The organism is Symbiobacterium terraclitae, from assembly GCF_017874315.1.
Lineage (GTDB): Bacteria > Bacillota > Sulfobacillia > Symbiobacteriales > Symbiobacteriaceae > Symbiobacterium > Symbiobacterium terraclitae.
In genome coordinates this window covers 47,377-70,000 of record NZ_JAGGLG010000020.1, presented here as the reverse complement: position 1 = coordinate 70,000, position 22,624 = coordinate 47,377, and the positions used below count along the sequence as shown (strand labels likewise).

Annotated in this window: 24 protein-coding genes; 11 read left to right on the top strand and 13 right to left on the bottom strand. The window is 67.9% G+C overall.

From position 1 onward, the window contains the following. Nucleotides 1-127 precede the first annotated feature (127 nt). The 4 genes from J2Z79_RS11945 to J2Z79_RS11930 all read right to left on the bottom strand — a co-directional run bounded on the left by J2Z79_RS11945 (nt 128) and on the right by J2Z79_RS11930 (nt 3,620). Nucleotides 128-592, bottom strand: coding sequence for a GNAT family N-acetyltransferase (locus J2Z79_RS11945; RefSeq protein WP_209467122.1), 465 nt, complete (start codon nt 590-592; stop codon nt 128-130). Nucleotides 593-665: 73 nt separating this feature from the next. Then, nucleotides 666-1,514 (bottom strand): SDR family NAD(P)-dependent oxidoreductase, encoded by an 849-nt coding sequence (locus tag J2Z79_RS11940; protein WP_209467121.1) that lies wholly within the window; start codon nt 1,512-1,514, stop codon nt 666-668. Between the two features lie 160 nt (nt 1,515-1,674). Beyond that, nucleotides 1,675-2,880, bottom strand: a complete 1,206-nt coding sequence (locus J2Z79_RS11935) for a serine hydrolase domain-containing protein (RefSeq protein ID WP_209467120.1) — start codon at nt 2,878-2,880, stop codon at nt 1,675-1,677. Between the two features lie 326 nt (nt 2,881-3,206). After that, on the bottom strand, nt 3,207-3,620 hold the full coding sequence (locus tag J2Z79_RS11930) for a hypothetical protein (RefSeq protein ID WP_209467119.1): 414 nt from the start codon (nt 3,618-3,620) through the stop codon (nt 3,207-3,209). Between the two features lie 457 nt (nt 3,621-4,077). On the opposite strand from J2Z79_RS11930, the gene J2Z79_RS11925 reads away from it, so the two are divergent. Further along, a complete protein-coding gene (locus J2Z79_RS11925) occupies nt 4,078-5,679 on the top strand; it encodes a peptide chain release factor 3 (protein ID WP_209467118.1) in 1,602 nt (533 codons plus the stop codon). A 2-nt stretch (nt 5,680-5,681) separates the two neighbouring features. Then, nucleotides 5,682-6,272 (top strand): hypothetical protein, encoded by a 591-nt coding sequence (locus J2Z79_RS11920; protein WP_209467117.1) that lies wholly within the window; start codon nt 5,682-5,684, stop codon nt 6,270-6,272. Between the two features lie 63 nt (nt 6,273-6,335). Here J2Z79_RS11920 and J2Z79_RS11915 read toward each other — a convergent pair whose 3' ends face one another. Both J2Z79_RS11915 and J2Z79_RS11910 read right to left on the bottom strand, forming a co-directional pair. Continuing rightward, nucleotides 6,336-6,863: a GNAT family N-acetyltransferase gene (locus J2Z79_RS11915; RefSeq protein WP_245302667.1), complete on the bottom strand. Its 528-nt coding sequence runs from the start codon at nt 6,861-6,863 to the stop codon at nt 6,336-6,338. A gap of 197 nt (nt 6,864-7,060) precedes the next feature. After that, nucleotides 7,061-7,615 carry an NUDIX hydrolase gene (locus J2Z79_RS11910; RefSeq protein ID WP_245302666.1) on the bottom strand — a complete coding sequence of 185 codons (555 nt, stop codon included), beginning with the start codon at nt 7,613-7,615 and terminating at the stop codon, nt 7,061-7,063. Nucleotides 7,616-7,776: 161 nt separating this feature from the next. Here J2Z79_RS11910 and J2Z79_RS11905 point away from each other — a divergent pair, with 161 nt between their 5' ends. Next, nucleotides 7,777-8,718: a hypothetical protein gene (locus J2Z79_RS11905; protein ID WP_209467114.1), complete on the top strand. Its 942-nt coding sequence runs from the start codon at nt 7,777-7,779 to the stop codon at nt 8,716-8,718. 1,148 nt (nt 8,719-9,866) lie between these two features. Here J2Z79_RS11905 and J2Z79_RS11900 read toward each other — a convergent pair. From J2Z79_RS11900 to J2Z79_RS11870, 7 genes are all read right to left on the bottom strand, one after another. Further along, the gene (locus J2Z79_RS11900; RefSeq protein ID WP_209467113.1) at nt 9,867-10,502 is read right to left on the bottom strand and encodes a ribonuclease HII; all 636 of its coding nucleotides are present in this window, start codon (nt 10,500-10,502) and stop codon (nt 9,867-9,869) included. Continuing rightward, nucleotides 10,495-11,649, bottom strand: coding sequence for an MFS transporter (locus J2Z79_RS11895; RefSeq protein ID WP_209467112.1), 1,155 nt, complete (start codon nt 11,647-11,649; stop codon nt 10,495-10,497). Before J2Z79_RS11895 ends, J2Z79_RS11900 begins: the two co-directional genes overlap by 8 nt. 115 nt (nt 11,650-11,764) lie before the next feature. Then, complete coding sequence (locus J2Z79_RS11890) at nt 11,765-12,430, bottom strand: SanA/YdcF family protein (protein WP_342589477.1); 666 nt, start codon at nt 12,428-12,430, stop codon at nt 11,765-11,767. Nucleotides 12,431-12,553: 123 nt separating this feature from the next. Beyond that, on the bottom strand, nt 12,554-13,294 hold the full coding sequence (locus J2Z79_RS11885) for a hypothetical protein (protein ID WP_209467110.1): 741 nt from the start codon (nt 13,292-13,294) through the stop codon (nt 12,554-12,556). Between the two features lie 166 nt (nt 13,295-13,460). Continuing rightward, the gene (locus tag J2Z79_RS11880; protein ID WP_209467109.1) at nt 13,461-13,799 is read right to left on the bottom strand and encodes a hypothetical protein; all 339 of its coding nucleotides are present in this window, start codon (nt 13,797-13,799) and stop codon (nt 13,461-13,463) included. Then, entirely contained in the window at nt 13,796-14,332 is a 537-nt protein-coding gene (locus J2Z79_RS11875; protein WP_209467108.1) for a hypothetical protein, read from the bottom strand. The genes J2Z79_RS11880 and J2Z79_RS11875 overlap by 4 nt, the downstream gene beginning before the upstream one ends. A 451-nt stretch (nt 14,333-14,783) precedes the next feature. Beyond that, nucleotides 14,784-15,512 (bottom strand): helix-turn-helix transcriptional regulator, encoded by a 729-nt coding sequence (locus J2Z79_RS11870; protein WP_209467107.1) that lies wholly within the window; start codon nt 15,510-15,512, stop codon nt 14,784-14,786. Nucleotides 15,513-15,911: 399 nt separating this feature from the next. Between J2Z79_RS11870 and sufC the strand changes: the two genes are divergently transcribed. From sufC to J2Z79_RS11830, 8 genes are all read left to right on the top strand, one after another. Beyond that, a complete protein-coding gene (gene sufC, locus J2Z79_RS11865) occupies nt 15,912-16,697 on the top strand; it encodes a Fe-S cluster assembly ATPase SufC (RefSeq protein WP_209467106.1) in 786 nt (261 codons plus the stop codon). Between the two features lie 3 nt (nt 16,698-16,700). Next, the gene (gene sufD, locus J2Z79_RS11860; RefSeq protein ID WP_209467105.1) at nt 16,701-17,849 is read left to right on the top strand and encodes a Fe-S cluster assembly protein SufD; all 1,149 of its coding nucleotides are present in this window, start codon (nt 16,701-16,703) and stop codon (nt 17,847-17,849) included. Further along, complete coding sequence (locus J2Z79_RS11855) at nt 17,850-19,082, top strand: cysteine desulfurase (RefSeq protein WP_342589476.1); 1,233 nt, start codon at nt 17,850-17,852, stop codon at nt 19,080-19,082. Continuing rightward, nucleotides 19,072-19,539, top strand: a complete 468-nt coding sequence (gene sufU, locus J2Z79_RS11850; protein ID WP_209467104.1) for a Fe-S cluster assembly sulfur transfer protein SufU — start codon at nt 19,072-19,074, stop codon at nt 19,537-19,539. Before J2Z79_RS11855 ends, sufU begins: the two co-directional genes overlap by 11 nt. Continuing rightward, entirely contained in the window at nt 19,532-20,932 is a 1,401-nt protein-coding gene (gene sufB / locus J2Z79_RS11845; RefSeq protein WP_209467103.1) for a Fe-S cluster assembly protein SufB, read from the top strand. The genes sufU and sufB overlap by 8 nt, the downstream gene beginning before the upstream one ends. Nucleotides 20,933-20,951: 19 nt before the next feature. Then, nucleotides 20,952-21,257 (top strand): non-heme iron oxygenase ferredoxin subunit, encoded by a 306-nt coding sequence (locus J2Z79_RS11840; protein WP_209467102.1) that lies wholly within the window; start codon nt 20,952-20,954, stop codon nt 21,255-21,257. Nucleotides 21,258-21,262: 5 nt separating this feature from the next. Beyond that, the gene (locus J2Z79_RS11835; protein ID WP_209467101.1) at nt 21,263-21,577 is read left to right on the top strand and encodes a metal-sulfur cluster assembly factor; all 315 of its coding nucleotides are present in this window, start codon (nt 21,263-21,265) and stop codon (nt 21,575-21,577) included. Between the two features lie 239 nt (nt 21,578-21,816). Then, entirely contained in the window at nt 21,817-22,266 is a 450-nt protein-coding gene (locus J2Z79_RS11830; protein ID WP_209467100.1) for a DUF4395 domain-containing protein, read from the top strand. Nucleotides 22,267-22,624: the final 358 nt, after the last annotated feature.

The following is a 22,624-nucleotide window of genomic DNA, read 5'->3' as shown; positions in this document are numbered from 1 at the left end:
ACTGGGCAGCCCTTGCCTTTGGCTAACGGGCTGGTGCCACCTCGCCCGTATTGGACTTTCACCAACAAGTCAGCGCCCATGCTGGGCGCACCGCGGCGAAGCCGCCCCGCAGGGGGCGGCTTCCGGTTTACAGCCGGTAGCGCATCAGGGGCAGCATCCGCCCGGGGTCGACGGTGGAGGCCACCTCCCCCACCCGCACCGCGCCCATCCTGCGGTAGAACCCTTCCGCATGGGGGTCGGCGTCGATGCGGAGCGCCTTGTACCCATGGCCCGCGGCCCGCTGCACCGCGTGGCGCCAGAGCCGCTCGCCGAGCCCCTGGCCGATGGCCACCGGGTCGACGAACATGAAGTCGAGGACGCCCTCGTCTGCCGGGCCTGCCTTGAGGACGTAGAACCCGAGCGGTCTGCCGCTGGATTCCGCAACGAACACGTCGTGGGAGGCGATCATCGCCTCGGTCACCGTGAGGGCCTCCCGGCACCGCGCGATGAAGTCCGGGTCGTAGCCCCAGTGGGCCTTGGAGCGCAGCGCCAGGGCAGAGAGCGCCTCGGCCTCGGACGGCTTGGCGCGCCGTACCAGGATGCGCGTGTTCATCGCCTCCTCTCGTGTGCGGCCAGGCTCACCGTGCGCCAGTTCGTCCGGGCCTGGCCGTGCCCGACGGTCCTGCCTAGTCGAGTCTGAACGGCGGGATGTAGCGGCCGTCGACGTCCGTGAACCGGTACTCTCGCGCCAGTTCGCCGGCCGTGAGGATCTGCCCGGTCCGCGCCATCACGTTCGGGTCGGTGGCCAGGGCCACCACCGCCCGGCCCACGTAGCGGGGCGTCTCCGTCCGGGCCAGGCCGGGGAACTCCCGCCACGTCTCCTCCGTGGCACCCTCGGTCGCCAGCACGATCTCCGTGCGCATGAACCCGGGACTGACGCCGACGGAGGCGACCGAATGCGGCTTCAGCTCCTGCGCCATGGCGAAGGCGAGCCGGTTCAGGGCGTTCTTGGCGAGGTCGTACCAGAAGTCGCCGGTGTACTTGCCCTGGTCGGAGAACGTGGTGGTGACGATCAGGCCGGAGCCCTGCCTCAGCATGAGGGGAATCGCGTGCTTGCTGGCCACGATGTGGGCGCGCACGCCGGCCACGAACATCGTGTCCCACGGGATCTCGGGGGACTCCCAGAAGGAGCCCTGCGGCCACAGGCGGTCGTGGCCGCCCCAGATGTTGTTCACGAGGATGTCGAGGCGCCCCTGCTCATCGGCGACGCGCCGGAAGAGGGCCTCCACCTCCGCGTCGACGGTGTGGTCCACGCGCACCGGAATCCCCTGACCGCCGAGGGCGGATACCAGCTCGGCGGTCTCCTCGACCGTCTCGGGTCGGTCCAGGGTGCGCGGGCCGGACCGCGTGCTGCGGCCGGTCACGTAGACCGTCGCACCCGCCGCGCCCAGTTCCATGGCGATGCCCCTGCCGGCGCCCCGGCTCGCTCCCGTGACCACCGCGACCTTTCCCGCCAGCGAACGCAGTTCAACCACCCCACTTACCGTTATCGGGGGGCGGTCTGCCGCCCCCCTTCTCCCGCTATTCTGCCTCCCCATGGGTCCTTCCTGTCAGCTGGCGACCCTGTAGCCCGCCTGGACGCTTCCCTGTTACGCCCCGCCGGTGGCCGGGAACCCTGCCCTGCGCTCCTGCAGGTCACCTGGCGGCGGCTGCTTCCTTGAGCACAGCGTGGACCTCGGCCAGCACCTGGGTGACGTCCGACATCGAGAGGTTGGAGAGCACGGCGATGGCGTGGTCATGGGCCGGGGAGTACAGCGCCACGTTGCTGTACCCCGGGAGGGTGCCGGTGTGGCCGACCATCTCCTCGCCGCCGATGACCAGACGCCGTACCCCCAGGCCGTACCCTGTCTGCTCGGGCATGTCCTCGTCCGGAGCATCCACGAAGGTCAGCATGGACTGGAGCGTGGAATCAGCCAGCAGCCGGCCGCCGAACAGGCCGTAGGTGAACCGGGCCACCTCGGCGGCGCTGGCCGTCACGGCGCCGGCGGCAAATGCCGAGGTCTCAAACGGCGCCCTGAACCGCTCCATGTCCATCTTGATCCCCAGCCTCCCCGTGCCCAAAACCGTCACGTCGTACCCGCGCACGGTGCCCGGCGACCGGTCCTCCCCCGCAGCCAGGTAGGTGTTGGTGAGGCCCAGGGGGCGGAGCACCTCGTCGTGCAGCAGGTCGGAAAACGGCCTTGCCCCCGCTGCCTCGGCGATGCGGCCGAGGAGCACGTAGTTGCTGTTGGAGTAGTAGTGCTCGGTTCCAGGCGCCGAGCGGGGCGCCTGCTGCCGGATGACGTCCAGCACCTCGTCGACGCTCCAGCGCCGGCGCAGGAGGACGGTCTTCAGGTTGAAGGCCATGTCCTCGGTGTAGTTGCCGAGCCCCCCGGTGTGGTTGAGCAGCTGCCGCACGGTGATCTGCTCCCCGTTGGGAATGCCGGGGATGAACCGGCTCACCGTGTCGTCCAGCGAAAGCCTGCCCTCCTCAGCCAGCTTCAGGATGACGGCGGCCGTGTAGAGCTTGCTCACGCTGCCGATGTGGTACCGGTCCTCCACTGAGACCACCCGCCTCGCCGGGGGATCCGCCCAGCCCGCGCCGCCCGCCCAGACGACCTCGCCGCCGCGCACCACCGCAACCTGCAGCCCGGGCAGGTCCAGCCGCTCCCGCGCCTCCGTGACCACCTGCAGCAACCGGTCCGACGCAGCCGGGTCCAGGGTGGTGACCACCGGGCGCGAACCGGGCGGCACAGCAGCCGCCACCACCGACCGCGAGTACCAGCGGAGGTAGCCGAAGAGGGCCGCGCCGCCCACGATCAACAGGAGCACCAGCCGTGACCAGAGAGGTACCTTGCGCATACAGTTTCCTTCTCGTGACGTTGAAATGGGGTCGCCGTAACTCCGGCCACCCAGGTACATTATCGGCCCTGTTGCCCATCCTTCCTAATGCAAAGAGATTAGAAGGCCATGCAGGGGCTGTATGGACGGCCCCGCCGTTCAGGGTGGCGCGCCTCCTCACCCTGGCCACCTGCAGGGCAGTCAGACGCTTCCCGTCAATTCGAAGCATCAGCCGGAGTTCATCCGGAAGCAGAACCTGCTGACCGTCGTGTCGAGCGACGCTGCTCGAACAGCGTCGCCGCAGGCGGAGCAGCCCGTCTCGGGTACTCTGCCCCCATCCAGCTAGATCAGGAGCCCGTACCCCTGACCGTCGACCTCGGGGTTGCACGGATCCTGCGCCCCGACAGCAGCGCAAGACTCCCCCAGGCCACGGCAAGGTAGTTCACGATCAGCGGGGTGTAGTGAGCCCACCCGTCGGGGCGTCCCACCACGGCCACCAGATGATTGGTCCCAAGGAGAAGGGCGAGGACGACGATCCCCAGCGTCACGATGCGGGGGGTGTCGCCGTCTCCCCGTGTCAGCGCACCGACTGTAACAGCGGCGGCAAACACATTCCAGAAACCGATCTCCCGCTGCCAGCCGGGTGCAAGTCCCCAGGCCGTCCCTTGCCCCCCGATGTCGGGGAAGAAGGTCTGGACGACAAACGCGCCGGCGAAGCAGCAGGCGGCGAAGACGAGAAAACTGCGCATCAGTCGTGTCATGCGATTTCGCCTCCGTACAGCATCACGAAGTGGTTTGGGACTGAGGGTACTGCCCAGCGTGAGTTTTCGCTAGCCGGGTCTACGCATGGACCACGGTGAACGGCTCCACCTCCGGATCCGAAGGGTTGCGGTTCTGAGACGAGCACGCGAGCCGGGGCGCCTCTGCTGCTGCACGACGGCTCAGCCACCGTATCACCGGGAGAAGATGCTGTGACCCCCTGACCGGGTTCGCCGCGACACCCCCGCACATGCACGCCGGAGAACTGTGCCCACGCCGCCGTTTCCCGGGCCCCTAGACAGGGCCTGCCGCACCCCATCGCAGCGCATGCTCGTCGGCCCGTGACCTTGACGCTACTCTGTCGCGACCGTACAATGTACGAGTTGCGTTGAGTTCAATCGCCGTGCCGCACCGGTTGCCGCACGGCACTTTGCTGTTCGAAAGGGCGGATCGAGACAGATGCTTGCCACCGACGCGACCCCGTTCGCCTCCGAGATCCGCCGCCGGCGGACGTTCGCCATCATCTCCCACCCCGACGCGGGTAAGACCACGCTCACCGAGAAGCTCCTGCTCTACGGCGGCGCCATCCGCCTGGCCGGCTCGGTCAAGGCCCGGCGGGCCGCACGCCATGCCACGAGCGACTGGATGGAGATCGAGAAGCAGCGCGGCATCTCGGTGACCTCCTCCGTCATGCAGTTCGAGTACGACGGCTGCATGGTCAACATCCTGGACACACCGGGCCACCAGGACTTCTCGGAGGACACCTACCGCACCCTGGAGGCCGCCGACTCGGCGGTGATGCTCATCGACGCCGCCAAGGGCGTCGAGCCGCAGACGATCAAGCTCTTCCACGTGTGCAAGATGCGGGGCATCCCGATCTTCACCTTCGTCAACAAGCTCGATCGGGAGGGCAAGGACCCCTTCGCCCTCATGCAGGAGATCGAGGACGTGCTGGGCATGCGCACCTGCCCGATGAACTGGCCGGTGGGCATGGGTGCATCCTTCAAGGGCGTCTTCGACCGGCAGAAGGGCCACGTGGAGCTCTTCGACAACAGGGACCACGGCCAGACCAAGGCCCGCACGCAGACCAGCGGCGTGGACGATCCCGCCCTGGCGGACATCATCGGCCCGGACCTGCACCAGAAGCTGCAGGAGGACATCGAGTTGCTGGACGTGGCCGGCGACCCGTGGGACTTCGACCGGTTCCGCCGCGGCGACCTCTCCCCGCTCTTCTGGGGCTCGGCGCTCACCAACTTCGGCGTACAGCCCTTCCTGGAGTACTTTCTGAAGCTCGCCCCCTCGCCCGCCCCGCGCCTCGCCGGCGACCGGCTGGTCGACCCGGAGGAGCCCCGCTTCTCGGCCTTTGTGTTCAAAATTCAGGCAAATATGAATCCGGCCCACCGGGACCGGATCGCGTTCCTGCGGATCGTCTCGGGCCGGTTCGAGCGGGGCATGGAGGTCCAGCACGTGCGCCTGGGCAAGAAGGTGCGCCTCTCCCAGCCGCAGCAGTTCATGGCGCAGGAGCGGCAGATCGTCGAGGAGGCCTACGCCGGCGACATCATCGGCCTGTTCGACCCCGGCGTCTTCCGCATCGGCGACACCCTCTGCACCGGCGAGGCCATCCAGTTTGAGGGCATCCCCTCCTTCTCCCCCGAGCACTTCGCCCGGGTCCGCTTCAAGGACGCCATGAAGTCTAAGCACTTCCGCAAGGGGCTGGACGAGCTCACCGAGGAGGGCGCCATCCAGGTCTTCTACGCCACGCAGCCGGGCAACCCCGACCCGATCCTCGGCGCCGTGGGCGAGCTGCAGTTCGACGTCTTCCAGTACCGCATGAAGAACGAGTACGGCGTGGACGTGATCCTGGACCGGCTGCCCTACGAGGTCGCCCGCTGGGTCGAGGGCGAGGGGTACCAGCCCCGCCGCTTCTGGGGCACCGACAACCTGGCCGTCACCGACCGGGACGGCCGGAACGTGCTGCTCTTCCGCAACGAGTCGTCGATGCGCTACGTGATCCAGCAGAACGAGAACCTGACCTTCCGGGCGACCGCCCCGGTGAAGTAGCCGTGGGCCGCGGCGACGAGTCAGCAGTTCCCGGCGCGCCCCGGGTCGTCGGCAAGACCGCCGTCCTGGGCGCGAACGTGGTCGATGAGACGGTTGTCCTCTGCGCCGGCGAGGTCCGGTCGGTGCAGACGCTCCATGTACCCGGCGCCTGCCTCTCACCGGGAGTGCAGGAGGTGCGGGAGGCGGGTCGCGCCTACTTCGCCTGGCTGGATCGCCTCGCCCGGCCCTTCCTCCGGGTGCTGTGCAGCCCCTGCGGGGCGGTCGCGGCACGCCTCTGCGGGGTCACCCTGCTCTCCTTCCGTGCGCCTGAGATCCTGGAGGGGTCAGGCCGGGTTGCCATCCGCTTCCCCATCGCCGCCGGCCTCCTGGTCCGGCGGGGGATGCAGGACAGGGGCGAGCTGCGACTCGAGCTGCACGCCGACCGGCTGGTGATGGCCGTGGAGGGCTACCACCCCGCACTGGTCGGCCCGGGCAGCAGCGGCCTCCGACGCTGGCTCTACGAGCGGACGCAGGCAGCGGTGCACCGGCGGGTCGCCGCCCGGTACCTGAACGAGTGGCTGGGCAGGCTCACTGCGCGCCGGTCGCCGGAATAACGCATACGAGGCGCCTCCCCGCCAGTGGGGGGCGCCTCTTCGGCTTGTGCCACCTGATGGGTGCTAGAACTCAACCACGTCGGACGAGCGCACAGCCTCCGGGAACCACGCCGGCGCCTGCGTGACCCGGAGCGCCTGGTACGCCTCCTCAGGCATGTACGGCTTGAGGATGGGCAGACACTGCTCCAGGTCGTTCCTCCTGGTACCGATCACCGGGTCGCTCAGAAGGTGAAACCCGAAGTCTGTGTAGAGCTTGATGGCCCGGTAACTGCCAGGCTGCGTGTGCAGGAAGACGGGGAAGTCGTCGGGCTGAAGGCCCTGCATCACCACAGACAGCAGCGCCCGGCCGATCCCCATCCCCTCGTACTCCTTTCGCACCTTGAGCCAGTGGATGGTCGTGACTCTGTCGTAGGCCTTCCAGGCGAAGCAGGTTGCGACGGGACGGTCAGCCGCGTCGCAAACGAACAGACACTTGTGGAAGAACAGGTCTCCTTTCCGGGCGTAGACGTTCTCGTAGAAGGCGGTCATGTAGCTGCTGTGCCGCTCCGCCCCGACCGGATCGTCGAACGGGAAGCCCTTCCACAGCTCCAACTCACCCTTCCGGCAGTTTCGCACGTGAAAGCCGTGGGGAAGTTCGCGGAGCGCACTTCGGTTAAGGGCAGAACACATCGTGAACAGGCTCACGTCAGGTATCTCGGTTGCGCCCATGTCAGGTGGGACCCTCCTCCCGCAGCCGAGCTGCAGTTGCCGCTGCAGCGCTCACGCCGGCCTGTCCGACACCCTGCTCGCTACTTCCCGTCGTCCCACCGCGCGAGGAGGTCCCGGAGCGCGTCCCGGGTGCTGGGGAAGGCAAGCCGGTCCCAGGGGATCTCGTCCCGCCCGAAGAGCCGCACCTCCAGCGTCTCGCTGCCGGCGACCGGCTCGCCGCCCACCACGTCGCAGTGGTAGACGATCACCACCACGGAAGAATCCGGGTAGGAGTAGACCCCCAAGGGGCGGGTGGCCCGCACCTTCAGCCCGACCTCCTCGAGGGTCTCCCGCTCCGCCGCCTGCGGAACGGTCTCTCCCCGCTCCATGTAGCCCCCCGGGAAGACCCAGAGCCCCCTGCCCGGCTCGATCGCCCGCCGGGCCAGGAGCACCCGGCCGCCGATCACCGGCACCGTGCCCGCGGAGACCTTCGGGTCCAGGTAGGTGATCCGGCCGCAATCGGCGCAGACCAGCCGCTCCTTTCCCTCGGCCGCCACGAAGAGCCGCTCGAGCCGGCCCCCGCACTCGCAACAGAACCGCACCCGCCATCCCTCCTGCCGGAGCCGCTTCACCGCTTTCCGCTTTCCAATCTTCAACAGCGCCGCACCCGACTCCTGTGCGCTCCGTGCGGCCATCTGCCGCGCCGCATGCGACTCTCCCGTGCGTCAGGTATACGCACCCCACGTGGAGCGATGTGCGCCCAGCTTGCGAACCTTCCGGGTGGGGAAACGACTCAAGACCTTCAGGAGGGATCCCCATGGAGGAACTGAACCGCAGGCTGGCCGAGGCCGCCGACCGCTATGCCCGACTGGAGAAGCTGAACCGCCAGGCCGCCCGGCTGCGCAAGGAGTACGAGGCGGCCGTGGGCCAGGCCGAGAGGCTGAAGGCGGCCCTCGCCAAGGAGCAGCGTGACGTGGAGCGCCTGGAATCCGGCTCCCTCTGGGCCCTCCTCACCACCATGTTCGCCGACCGGACGGAGCGGCTGGACCGGGAGCGCCAGGAGGCCGCCGAGGCGCTGGTGCGATACGAGGAGGCCCGCCAGCACGCCGAGCAGCTGCGGCGGGATCTGCAGACGGCCGAGCGGGAGGCTGCAAACCTCGCCGGCGCCGATACCGCCTACCGGGAGCTCCTCGCCGAGAAGGAGCAGCGCCTGCGGTCCGAACAGGGCCCGGCCGTCGAGCGACTGCTGGCGCTCGATCGGGAGGAGGCCGACGCAAGCCGGCGTCTGCGGGAGATCGCCGAAGCCCTCGATGCCGGGCAGTCGGCTTGTATGGGACTCAGGAGGGTCACCGACCTCCTGCGGTCCGCCGAGAGCTGGGGGACGTGGGACATGCTGGGCGGCGGCCTGCTCAGTACCATGGTCAAGCACTCGCGCATCGACGACGCCAGAGCGCAGCTCAATGAGGTCCGGCATGCGCTCGACGTGTTCCGCCGGGAGCTGGCGGACGTCGGCGGCGTCATCGACCTGCCCTCGGTGGACCTGGACGGCTTCACCCGGTTCGCCGACTACTTCTGGGATAACTTCTTCGTCGACTGGATCGTGCAGAGCCGCATCGGTCAGGCCCTGCGCGCCGTCCAGGACGCCCAGAGCCAGGTGCTGCACCTGCTGGACTGGCTGGCGGCACAGAAAGGTGCGATGCAGGCCAGCCTCGACGACATCCGGCGCCGGCGGGAGCAGTTCATTGTCAACGATTACTGAGCACCTTCGCCGCCCGCTCGGGCGGAAAGGATGGCGCACGAACTCCCCACCCCTTAACATGTACAGGCACCTCTCGCCGGCCAGGGCGGGAGGTGCCGTGTGTTCAAGGCAGCCGAGGAAGTACAGGGGGATAGGGTGTCCTTCCTGATCTCCCGGAACCACCGCCCATCCTCATCGAACTGCTCTCCCGCTGTTCCCGCTGTCCCTGTGGGGTTCAGGCGGGACCGAGGTGTGTTCCCAGGCCTCCGGACGCATGCCCCGGTAGCGGGCTCGACGTTCGGACCCAACGGCAAGCGTTTGAGCCACGCCCCCACCCTGGGTGGCTCAAAACCTTGCCGTTCAAACTTCAACTGCCCCCACGGGCGCCGGCGAGATGCCCTTCAGACCCACTCGAAGACGCTCCCAGGCTGCCCAGGTACCCCCTTGGGTACCTCACCCAGCAGAACGGGCCTCCGTTCCAACGCCGCAGCTCACCCTAACGGAAAGCATTTGAGCCACGCCCCCCACCCTGGGTGGCTCAAAACCTTGCCGTTCAACCTTCAACTACCCCCACGGTCGCCGGCGAGATACCCTTCAAACCCACTCGAAGACACTCCCAGACCATCAAGATACCCCAGTGGGTACCTCGAACGGCCGACCGAGCCTGCGTTCCAACGCCGTAGTGCACCCTAACGACAAGCATTTGAGCCACTCCCCTCACCCTGGGTGGCTCAAAACCTTGCCGTTCAACCTTCAACTACCCCCACGGTCGCCGGCGAGATGCCCTTCAGACCCACTCGAAGACGGTCCCAGACCATCAAGATACCCCAGTGGGTACCTCGAACGGCCGACCGAGCCCCCGTTCCAACGCCGTAGTGCACCCTAACGACAAGCATTTGAGCCACTCCCCTCACCCTGGGTGGCTCAAAACCTTGCCGTTCAGGCTTCAACTGTTATGCGGGCGGCCTCTGCTGTTCCCTCGAGCCCGTTAGCAAGGCTAGCCAGCACGGTTCCCGTCCGCCTCCCTGCTGACCCTGAAGCACGTGCCGGCGCAGATCCACTGCCGCACCGCTGTCAGCCACAACGAGATGAGCCACCCCTTACCCCGGGTGGCTCGCTTACCTCTAATATGGGAGGCGCCCATGTAATGTGGGATGCGCCCACCGCCCTCAGAAAAACCGCAGCTGGCGGGGGCCGATGAAGGTCCGCCGGTGGATCGGACAGGGTCCGAGCTGTTCCAGCGCCGCCAGGTGCTCCTGCGAGCCGTAGCCCTTGTTGCGGGCGAAGCCGTATCCCGGGTAGAGCTGGTCGTACTCCACCATCAGGCGGTCCCGGGTCACCTTGGCGAGAATCGACGCGGCCGCGATGGAGAGCGACTTGCGGTCCCCGCCCACCACCGGCCGCTGCCAGCCGGTCCACTGCGGCAGGCGCTGGTTGCCGTCCACCAGGAGCGCCGCCTCCGCCACCCGCCCGAGCCGGACCGCCGCCATCACCCGGGCGGCCTCCACGGCCTGGGCCATGGCCTCGAAGGTGGCCCGGAGGATGTTGATCTCGTCGATACGGGCCGCGTCCACGATGCCCACCCCCCAGCCCAGGGCAGCCTCCTGGATCGGGGCATAGGCGGCCTCCCGCTGCTTCTCGGTCAGCCGCTTGGAGTCGTTCACCCCGGGGAGAACCGCACCCTCGGGCAGGATGCAGGCCGCCGCCACCACCGGACCGGCGAGGGGACCCCGCCCGGCCTCGTCCAGGCCGATCACCTGGCAGCCGTGCCGCCACAGCACCCGCTCCAGCCGCAGATCAGCCAACCCGGCTCACCTCCTGCCTGCCCGCCCCGCCGGACCGGGCGCGCCGGACCAGCAGCATGAACCCCAGCCCCGCCGCCAGGGCCACCGCGGCGGTCGCCCGGTACAGCATCGCCGTCCCCGCCAGGTCGACCAGACGGCCGGCCACCAGGTTGCCCAGGACCGTCGCCACGCCGCCGTTCACCAGCACCAGCAGGGCCTGGCCGCTGGTGCGAAGCTCCTGGGGCACGAGGCGCCCGACGATCTGCACGGCGGTCGGTGCAAACAGGGCGAAGCTGAACGCCTGCATCGCCTGCAGCACCAGGACCATTCCCGCCGCGGGGGCCAGGCTCATCAGGGCCCAGCGCAGTCCGTACATGAAGGCCGCGAACGTGACCACCCGGACCGCGCCGAACCGCTCGGTGATGCGGTCGAGGTAGAGCCAGACCGGGATCTCCGTGAGCGCGGCGATCGCCCAGGCCAGCCCCACCAGCGAGTTGGAGCCGCCCAGGTTGCCGACGTGGATGGAAAGGAAGGCCGAGTTGGCCGCGATGGTGGTCTGGAGGAGGCCCGAGCACAGCAGGAAGCCGGTGAGCTCCGGAATGCGGAAGAGCGTCGAGATCGGCGGCAGGGTCCGGCTCCGGCTGGTGACCCCCTCGGCCGGCAGCCGGGTGGACCAGACCAGCGTGACCAGCGAGACGATCGTGTAGAAGGCAAACGACCAGCGGAGGTCGATGCGGTTGTAGAGCCACCCGCCCAGGGTGGACGTGATCACCCAGGAGACCGATCCCCACAGTCGCAGCTGCGGGTAGCTGGCCCCGGTCCGCTGCACCTCGCCCAGGGCGATCGAGTCCGCGATGGCGCCCAGCGGCCCGGCGAAGAACGACCAGAGCGCAACGAGCGGCAGGAAGGACCAGAACGACGACCCGAGGCTGACGAGGCCCCCGGCCAGTGCCGCCACCACCAGGAGCTGGCTGAAGAGCCTGCCCCGGTTGCCCAGGCGGTCGGCCAGCTGGCCGAAGAGCGGCTGGGAGAGGAAAAGCATGACAGGCGGGACCGAGAGCAAGAGTGCGATCTGCGAGGCTGAGAGACCCGAACTGCGGTAGAAGACCGATAGGAACGGCGTCATGGCGCCCTGCGCACCGAAGAAGAAGAAGTAGACGGCAGACACGGTTCGGCCTCCTGCCCCTGACTTTGACCTGTAGGTTCCAGACAAAGCTAACTTGATTCCGCGTCAACCCGCCGATATCCTTTCGCCATGCGAAAGGCAATCTCGTGCGCACGTTTCAGGGCTGATCATGGGTCGCCCGCCCGTCGCCGGTGATCGGGATGGGATCGCCCAGGAATGCCGGCCGACGCCGGATGGCCACCTCGCCGAACGCCTTGACGCGAGCCGCAAACTCCCGCACCGCGTACAACCGCTCGTCGCGGTAGCGGTGCCGGTCGGCCGCGACGCCCTGGGCATCCAGTCCGAGGCGCGTCGCGATCCAGAGCGCCCGGGGCAGGTGGAACTCCTGGGTGACGACGATCACGTCGTCGGCCTGGAAGATGGCGGCGGCCCGGTACAGCGAGTCGTAGGTGTCGAAGCCGGCGTGGTCCATGAACAGGTGGTGCGGCGGCACGCCCTGCGCCTCCAGGTAGCGGCGCATGGCGTTGACCTCGTCGTAGTCCTTCCGGCCGTGGTCGCCCGAGAGCAGGAACTTCTCCACCTTGCCGGCGCGGTAGAGCGCGAGGGCCGTCTCGAGCCGGTCGCGCAGCATCGGGGAGACGCGCCCGTCGGGGGAGACGCCTGCGCCCAGCACCAGCACCGCCTGCGCCGTGCGCGCCTCCCCAGGCGCCACGATCAGCGCCCGGCCCTGGTAGTAGACCAGAGCGTTGATGGCCAGGAGCAGCACCGCTCCCGCCACCGCCACGATCACGAGGCGCACGCCCCATCGCCGCCACCGCCACACCGGACTCACCCCTTTGGCTTTACAGCACATAAGACGAGGACCGCAGCACACCTGTTCCCGCTGAACGCGGCCCAGGCGAAAAGGGGAGAGCCGAGGACCGACCCTCGACTCCCGGGGCTGCTGTTATGGAGTCGCGGGCGGTTCGTCCCCGTCCCTGGTGGGTGCGGAGACGCCGCCCTCAGGGTGCACCTCAAACACCCACACCGCCCGCTTCAGTTGCTCGTCTGCCCGCCACTGGAGCGTAAAGGTGACAACATACTCGCCACGCTGCGAGGCCGTCGATTCAACGCTGAACGTGGCTGGAATGCTCGCCCCATCGGGATCGCCGGGAAGGTAGATCTCCCCGTCCTCGGTTCCGACTGTCGTCGGAAACTGGGCGATGTCCGGAAGGTCTCCCCACGAGTGGAACACCAGGTCGACCGCGTCCTGAGTCGATTTCGGCAGCTTGACCGGGGCGGTCCCTTCGCTCTCCCGGACGGCGTACACCTCCCCGGTGTCGGCATCCACGAAAAAGGTGACGTCAGGCCAGGGGTGGAGACTCTGAACCACCCATGTGCTGCGCTGTGGTCCTTCACCCTGGCTGTCCCTCAGGTGAGGGGGAACATAGTCCTCAACCAGAATCGCGTCGAAAGTCATCTGCGCCCGAGTGGATGGAAGCAGTCCGATGGCCTGTTCGGGAGACGTGACCGGTCCCCTGGGTGCCTCCGGAGGCGGGGGCGATGGTTCCACGTCGCCCTTGTTGCGGCCAGCCTGTCCACTCCCCGGGGGGGAACCGATCACCCTGACGGATCCTCCGGGATCGGACTGGGCACAGCCCGAGATCAACACTGCCGCGCCAAGGAGTGCGGTGAGCACGACCCTCATACCCCTTGCCTCCCCAATGCCAGCTTCCGCCGATACGAACGAGCAGGCGACCTAAAGGTTACGCACTGTGTGAAACGAAAGGGGGCGAAGCGTACATCACCGTACGCATTCGCCCCTGATGATCGTTCGGGTTTCCGCCCCCACCCCCAGGTCAGGGGTTCACAGGTCAGGGCTTCACTTCAAAATAGATGGTCTCCGACACGCCGATGTTCTCGTGCCGCGTGTTGGCGAGTTCGACGTGAATCTTGTACTGGCCCGGTTCGATGTCCGGCACCGTGTAGGTGTAGCCGTAGATCATGGCCTCCGGGCCGTCGTTCAGGTAGATATGTACGTGGCCGTCCTTGCCCGGCTGCCAGTTCTCCGTGCTCACCCGGACCACCAGGCTCGTGCCTTCCTGCGACGCCTGCACCGAGAGCTTCGGCGCGGCGGTCTCCTTCGACCCGCAGCCCGCCAGCAACGCCGCCGCCAGCAGCGCCGCCAGGGCCGTTGCGCTCAGCCGCCTCACTGCTCAACCACTCCCCCCGTCCCCTCCGCCTCCGGCTCAGCGGGCCGCCGCCTGAGGGCCACCACCGTGCCGAGCACCAGCACCGCCGCGGCCGCCACGAAGAGCACCCGCGTGAAGGGCCAGCGCGGCTCGATCTGCTCCATGGCCACCACGCGCTCCGGCACCGCCGCGCCTGCGACCGCCGGTACGGTGATGCGGTGCAGGTCGCCGCCCAGCTGCAGGTCGATGACCACCTCGTACTCGCCGTCGCCCGGCGGGGCAACCGTGCCCCGGTAGGTGGCCGGCGCCACCTCCTCCATCACTGCGGGCGCTGTGGCCCGTGCGCCCCGGGCCCTGGCGTAGACCTCAACCCGCTGCCCCTCCACGAGGCCGCCGTATACGTCCACCAGCTTCGCGACCACCGTGCCCTGCTCGTCCACCTGAACATGACCGAACAGATCCACGGCATGCCCCAGCGCCAGCGGACCGGCCGCCGCCAGCAGGACCGCCGCCAGCGCCAGCGCCGGCAGCAGCCTGCCGAGCCGTGTCCTCAACTCCGTCCCCCTCCCCAAGTGCACCACGCCCGCAAGCGAGCCCCAGGCGTGCCGGGGCCTCGTGTGGGCCCTGTGCGGGCCAGAGCCGCCGATGGGCTCTGTGACAGCCGGAGCCGCAAGTGGGTCCCGTGCGCGCCAGGTCCGCATGCAGCCCCGTACCCGGCAGCGCCTGCGGCTCCGTACCCGGCAGCGCCTGCGCCTCGTACGCAGCAGCGCATGCGCCCCGTACGCAGCAGCGCCTGTGGCCCCATACCCGGCAGCGCCTGCGGCCCCGTCCCGGCAGCGCCTACGGCCCCGTACGCAGCAGCGCCTGCGGCTCCGTAGGCGGCAGCGCCTGCGGCCCCGTAGGCGGCAGCGCCTGCGGCTCCGTAGGCAGCAGCGCCTGCGGCCCCGTACGCAACAACGCCCGCAGGCCGTCCCCATCTCCCGGCCTGCGGGCGCACGCTGTCAGTTACTCCAGGTGAATCAGGCCGTTTACTTCATAGACGCACTCCTTGTCCCCCCGGGGTACGGTTCCCGCCTGCGTAACCCCCGGCGAGGCCTCGGAGCAGGTCTGGGCCACCCCTTCGACCATGGCCTTGCACAGGTGGCAGACCTGGTCCGGGTGTGCGGATGCCACCTCGTGGAAGCCGCACGACTTGAGCACCAGGCTCGGGCGGCCCCCCGGCCCCACGATCACCCGGGCGGACACGCCCAGGCGGTTCAGGGCCAGCGCGCAGGCCTCGAGCAGCTCCATCGGCCCCGTGGCGCCGTTGGCGCTATCCAGGGCCGGCGCCAGCTTGGCCAGCGCTTCCTGCCCCAGCCGCCGGCCGAAGCTGTGGCCGATCTGCTCCACGGCCTCCTTGCCGCCCTCGCCCAAGAGGGCCAGCGACTGCACCAGCAGGTCGGCCAGCAGCTGGAAGTCCCGGGGCGGAACGGTCGTCAGCGACACGGCGCTCCCCGAGGGCGCGTAGACGTAGCCGGGCCGCCCTCCCTTGCCGCTCTTCTCCGTGCGCTGCACCAGGAGCCCGATCTCCACCAGCCGGTTCAGGTGCATGCGCGCGACGTTGGGATGCAGCTCGAAGCGCCGCGCGACCTCGGCCACCGAGACCGGGTCGGGCGCCACCAGAACGTACTGATAGATGCTGTACCGGGTCGGATCGGCCAGCACCGCACTCACCTTCTGCGGATCCCGCTCCAACGCGCTCCCCCCAATCGACGCTGCCCGCGGGCCCGGTCGACCTGCGTCTAGGGCCGCCGCCCGACCGTTACCGTGCGGCAGCACGGCACGTCTATACTTACGACACAGGTCTGTTGAATAACCCCGGATGAGCCCGATTGCACTATTGACACAGTGTAAATCTGGTCCATACAATGTAACGTGTGCCGAACCGCAACCACCAACTGGCTTCGCACCTATTTTACACTGTAGTCACAGTGTAAAACAAGGGTTCACGTGTCACCCAGTTCACCAGGCCTGGGAATGCTAGACACCGGGCGCCCGGGCGGCCGGTGAACGCCGGCCCGCCGCCCGGACTGCGCCGGTTGAACACGTGTAGCGCGTTCGAATGCGTTGTAGTGTGAAAGGAGTAGTGTGATCGTGACCACTGGCGCCCCGCTCATCGTCAAGAACTTGCATGTGAACATCGGGGAGAAGGAAATCCTCAAGGGCCTGGATCTCGAGGTCAAGCCGGGCGAGATCCACGCCATCATGGGTCCCAACGGGGCCGGCAAGACCACCCTCGGCTTCGCGCTCATGGGCCACCCCCGCTACGAGATCACCGAGGGCTCGGTGTTCCTGGGCGATCAGGACCTGCTGGCGATGGAGGTCAGCGACCGGGCCAAGGCCGGCCTCTTCCTCGCGTTCCAGTACCCCTTCGAGGTTTCCGGCGTCACCGTGGCCAACTTCCTCCGGCAGGCGGTGAGCGCCGTGCGGGGCGAGGAGATCGGGGTGTGGGAGTTCCAGGAGATGCTCGCCGAGAAGATGCAGCTCCTGGAGATGGATGAGTCCTTCGCCGCCCGCTACCTGAACGAGGGCTTCTCCGGCGGCGAGAAGAAGCGGAACGAGATGCTGCAGATGACCCTGCTGGAGCCCAAGATCGCCATCCTCGACGAGACCGACTCCGGCCTGGACATCGACGCCCTGAAGGTCGTCGCCAAGGCCGTGAACTCGCTGCGTGGCCCGAACTTCGGCGCCATCGTCATCACCCACTACCACCGCATCCTCGACCACATCCGGCCCGACGTGGTGCACGTGCTGATGAACGGCCGCATCGTCAAGACCGGCGGTCCCGAGCTGGCCCTGGAGATCGAGAAGAAGGGCTACGACTGGATCAAGGCCGAGCTCGGAATCGTGGACGAGGCGGCCGAGGCGGGGGTGAAGTAGCCCATGCCGACGGTCACCGAACCCCGCTTCCTGGAGGAGCGGCGCAACACCGCCCGCTCGCTCACCGGGTCGCTCCGGCTGCCGGCGAAGACCGATGAGGCGTGGCGGCGCACCTCCCTGGAGGGCCTGGACGTCTCCCAGTACCGGCCGGCGCCCGCCCGGGTCACGCTGAAGGGTTCCGTGCCCGAGGGCGTGATCTTCACCGACATCCTCAGGGCAGCGACGGAGCACGCCGACCTGGTTGCCAAGTATCTGGGGAAGCTCTTCCCGATGGACCAGAACCTCCTCTCCGCGGCGCAGGCGGCCTACCTGAACGGCGGCGTCCTGCTCTACGTGCCCCGCGGGGTCGTGGTCTCCGAGCCGCTGCAGGTGGTCTACCAGGCCGGTGACGGCGAGGCGCAGTACCTGCACACGCTGGTCATCGCCGAGGACAACGCCGAGGTCACCCTGCTGGAGCGGTACGAGGGCACCGGCGACTACCTGAGCGTCGCGGTGGTCGAGGTCTTCCCGCTGCAGGGCGCCCGGGTCCGCTACGGCTACCTGCAGAACCACTCCCAGGACGCCTGGGCCTTCACCTTCCGCCGCGGCCTGACGGGGCGGGACTCGACGCTGGACTGGGCCGGCGGCGAGTTCGGCGGCGCCCTGGTGCGCTCCGAGATCGTCAACAACGTCGCCGGCGAGGGCTCCGAGTCGAAGCTGAAGGTCGTCTTCGGCGCCACCGACCGGCAGCACCACGACATCGTCGCCTCGCAGGTGCACGACGGCTCCTACAGCCGGTCTGACATCCTGGGGCGCGGCGTGCTCTCGGGCAGGGCCCACACGGTCTTCCGCGGCAACGGCCAGATCAACCGGGCTGCGAAGAACGCGGCCACCTACCAGCGGCAGCAGGCGCTGGTCCTCTCCGACAAGGCGCGGGCCGACTCGATCCCGGCGCTGATCATCAACGAGCACGAGGTGGAGGGTGCCGGCCACGCCGCCACGGTGGGCCAGCTGGACGAGGAGCAGATTTTCTACCTGATGGCCCGCAGCCTCACCCGGGCCCAGGCCGTCCGGATGCTCGTGCTGGCCTTCCTTGCTCCGGTGCTGGAGCAGATCCCCGTCGCGGAGCTGCGCGACGAGATGATCCGGCTGATGGGAGAGAAGGTGAACTAAGTGGCCCTCGATGTGGCCCGAATCCGGCAGGACTTCCCGATCCTCCATCAGGAGATGAACGGCCATCCCCTGGTCTACCTTGACAATGCCGCGACCACGCAGAAGCCGCGCCAAGTGATTCAGGCTCTGGTTGAATACTATGAAGGGTACAACGCCAACGTCCACCGCGGCATCCACACCCTGGCCGAGCGGGCCACCGACGCCTATGAGGGGGCGCGGGCGAAGATCGCCCGCTTCATCGGCTCCCCCTCGCCGAACCAGGTGATCTTCACCCGCAACGGCACCGAGGGGCTCAATATGGTCGCCTACGGCTGGCTGCGGCAGCGGCTCAAGCCCGGCGACGTCATCATCGCCTCGGGGATGGAGCACCACTCCAACCTGATCCCCTGGCAGCAGGCAGCCGCCGCGACGGGGGCGCAGATCAGGTATATCGACCTCCTCCCCGACGGCACACTGAGCCAGGAGCACTACGACCGGCTGCTGAGCGAGGGCAACGTCCGGTTCGTGGCCCTCACCGGCGCCTCCAACGTGCTGGGCACCATCAACCCGGTCAAGGAGATGGTGGCCAAGGCGCACCAGGTGGGCGCGAAGGTGGCGGTGGACGCCGTTCAGGTGGTACCGCACATGCCGGTGGACGTGGTAGACTGGGATGCGGACTGGATCGCCGCCGCCGGGCACAAGATGCTGGCGCCCACCGGCACCGGCTTCCTCTGGGGCAAGATGGAGCTCCTGGAGGAGATGGAGCCCACCTACTTCGGCGGCTCGATGATCTCCGAGGCCCACCTGAGCGGGGCGAAGTGGGCCGAGTGCCCGGCCAAGTTCGAGGCGGGCACCCCGAACATCGCGGACTTCATCGCCTTCGGGGCCGCGGTAGACTACCTGAGCGCCCTGGGCATGGAGAACGTCTACGCGCACGAGAAGGCGCTCACCGAGTACGCCTGGGAGCGGCTCTCCGCCATCGACGGCATGCGCCTCTTCGGCCCCAGGCAGCCCCGGGCGGGGCTGATCAGCTTCGACGTGGCGGGCATCCACCCGCACGACATGTCGGCCGTGCTCAACGCCGAGGGCGTGGCCATCCGGGTTGGCCATCACTGCGCCCAGCCGCTGATGGAACTCCTTGACGTGCCGGCCACCAACCGGGCGAGCTTTTATATCTATAACACGAAGGAAGAGGTCGACCGGCTGGTCGACGCTCTCCTCCACGCAAAGGAGTTCTTCGGCTATGACGTCTGAGGCTCAGCATCCGGTGAACCTGAGTGCGCTCTACCAGCAGGTCATCCTCGACCACTACAAGAAGCCGCGGAACAAGGGTGCGGTGGAGCGTGCGGTGCTGAAGAAGCACCTGCACAACCCCACCTGCGGCGACGATATCGAGGTCCAGGTCGAGCTCGGCGATGACGGCAAGATCACCGACGTCAAGTGGAACGGGCGGGGCTGCTCCATCTCGATGGCCAGCGCCTCAATGATGTCGGTCGCCCTCAAGGGCAAGACGCTGGCAGAGGCCCAGGAGCTGATGCGGAGCTTCTACAGCATGATTCAGGGGGAGGCGGGTAACTTCAAACCCCTGGGCGAGATCCAGGCGCTCTCGGGCGTAAGCAAGTTCCCCGTGCGCATCAAGTGTGCGACCCTGGCCTGGCACTGCCTCGAAGAGGGGATCAAGGAGTACGAGGGAGGGTCAAAGAATGGTTAGCCAGCCGCGCGACATCGTCGGCGAGTATAAATACGGTTTCCGCGATCCCGAGAACTACGTCTTCAAGTCCGACAAGGGCCTCACCCGCGAGATCGTCGAGTCGATCTCGAGCTTCAAGAAGGAGCCCGACTGGATGCGGGAGATCCGGCTGAAGGCCCTGGACGTCTTCCTGGCCAAGCCGATGCCCACCTGGGGCACCGACCTGTCGGAGATCGACTTCAACAACATCCACTACTTCGTCCGGGCGACCGACCGGCAGGGCCGTTCGTGGGACGAGGTCCCCGAGGACATCAAGCGCACCTTCGACCGGCTGGGCATCCCCGAGGCGGAGCGGAAGTACCTCGCCGGCGTGTCGGCGCAGTACGAGTCCGAGGTCGTCTACCACAACATCCGCAAGGACCTGGAGGCCCAGGGCGTCCTCTTCTGCGACATGGACACCGCGGTCCGTGAGTATCCCGACATCGTGCGGGAGTACTTTGGCACCATCGTGCCGATGACGGACAACAAGTTCGCGGCGCTGAACACCGCCGTCTGGTCGGGCGGCTCCTTCATCTACGTGCCGCCGGGCGTCACCGTGGAGATCCCGCTGCAGGCCTACTTCCGCATCAACACGGAGAACATGGGCCAGTTCGAGCGGACGCTGATCATCGTCGACGAGGGCGCCAACGTCCACTACGTCGAGGGCTGCACCGCCCCCACCTACTCCTCCGACTCGCTGCACGCGGCGGTCGTGGAGATCATCGTCAAGAAGGGCGCCCGCTGCCGCTACTCCACCATCCAGAACTGGTCCACCAACGTCTACAACCTGGTGACCAAGCGCGCCGTGGCCTACGAGGACGCGGTGATGGAATGGGTCGACGGCAACATCGGCTCCAAGGTGACGATGAAGTACCCGGCCATCTACCTGATGGGCCCGCGGGCCCGCGGCGAGGTCATCTCCATCGCCGTGGCCTCCAAGGGCATGATCCAGGACGCCGGCGCGAAGATCTACCACTTCGCCCCCGACACGTCCTCGCGCATCACCTCGAAGTCGATCTCCCGCGACGGCGGCAACACCACCTACCGGGGCCACATCCTGGTGGAGCCGCAGGCGGAGCGGGCCAAGGTGAAGGTGGAGTGCGACGCCCTGATCTTCGACGACGGCTCCGAGTCGCACACCATCCCGTATATGGACATCAAGAACCAGAACGTCACCATCGAGCACGAGGCGACGGTCTCCCGGGTCTCCGAGGAGCAGCTCTTCTACCTGATGAGCCGCGGCCTCTCCGAGGAGCAGGCCCTGGCCATGGTCGTGATGGGCTTCATCGAGCCCTTCGCCCGGGAGCTGCCCATGGAGTACGCCGTGGAGCTGAACCGGCTCATCGAGATGGAGATGGAGGGCTCGGTAGGCTAAGCTCGGGGGTGCGCGCATCATGGCGCTTGTGAAGGTAGCCGAGACGCACGAGATCCCGGTGGGCACGGCGAAGCGGGTGCTGGTGAAGCGGCACCCCATCGCCGTCTACCACCTGGAGGACGGGTTCTACGCCACGGACGACACCTGCACCCACGCCGAGGCGTCGCTCTGCGAGGGGCAGATCGTGGGCGGCCAGGTCGCCTGCCCCCTGCACGGGGCCCGGTTCGACATCAAGACCGGCGCGGCGCTCACGCTGCCGGCGGTCACCCCGGTGGAGACCTACAAGGTGGTCGTCCAGGGGAACGATATCCTCGTGGAGGTGTGAGGCCGATGGCGGAGATCACCAAGGAGCAGGTACTCAAGGTCCTGGAGCGGGTGAACGACCCCGAGCTGCGGATCAACATCGTGGACCTGGGGCTCGTCTACGATATCGAGATCACCGAGGACAACAACGTCGGCATCGACATGACGCTCACGACGCAGGCCTGCCCGGTCGGGCCGCTGATCCAGATGCAGGCGGAGGCCGCGCTGAAGTCCATCCCCGGCGTGAACCAGGTGGACGTTCGGCTCGTCTTCGACCCGCCGTGGACGCCGGACCGGATGAGCCCACGCCTCAAGAAGGCGCGGGAGATGGGGCTGCTGTAGCGGAATACCGAAGACCGGCACGGGGCGCACCCGTGCCGGTGTTGGTTTCTGCCGCAGTGCAGTTGCCGTCCCGGGTTCTCGGAAACGGCAGCGGCTGTTCACGGAGTAGAACAGGTGCCGTGACCCGGTAGCGGCGTACAGTGCTGCCATCGTGAGCAGCACGCTTGCCAGTGCACGCCGGACCGGCTATAATCTATGTAATTCCTAGCGGAATTCTATGTTATAGGAGGGGAACCCGGATGGCACTGGAGAACGAGCGGTCCACACACCAGGAGGACGTGCCGCTGCCGATCGTCCGCCTGAACCGATGGCTCATCGTGCTGGCCGGGGCCGCTGCGGCGCTGCTCAGGAGCCCCTGGCCGCTGACCGTGCTCCTGCTGCTCTTGCTCCCGGCCGTGCTCTTCGGGCAGCGCTGGAGCCCCATCGCGCACCTGGGCCGCGCCCTGTTCCGGGGGCGGCTGGACGGCGCCGAGCGGGAGGACCGCCGCCTGATGCGGTTCAACAACGTCATCGCCGTCGCGCTGCTGGTCGGGGCGCAGGCGGCCTTCTACCTGGGCCTGCCGGTCCTCGGCTGGGTGCTGGCCGCGCTGGTCGTGACCGCCGCGGCCGTGGCCCTGGCCGGCTTCTGCGTCGGCTGCTTCCTGTACTACCAGTTCCGGCTCAACCGCTACCGGCTCTTCGGACAGTAAGCGTCAGCGCACGAGCGATCAGAGCAGCCTGCACGGCGGGCTGCTCTCTTCCTTTCCGGCCCGACGGGCAGGACACGCTGGGCGGAAATGCGAGGGGGGCGGATCGACCGAGAGCGATCCGCCCCCCTCACGGACTTGTCGGAGCTGTTCGAGAAGCGGAGGAGCGCACACCACATCCGAGAGAGGAGTGGATCGTCTGCCACGGGTTCGCCGGCTCGCCCCACCCGGAGGACCACGTGGTGCCGCCCCGCAACGGCGAGCTGATCATGGGCGCCATCGCCAGCGAGGAGAAGGAGCTGCTCTGGCTCGAGAACTCACGCTGATCCTCGAGAAGGCCCTGGAGTTCATCAAGAGGCAC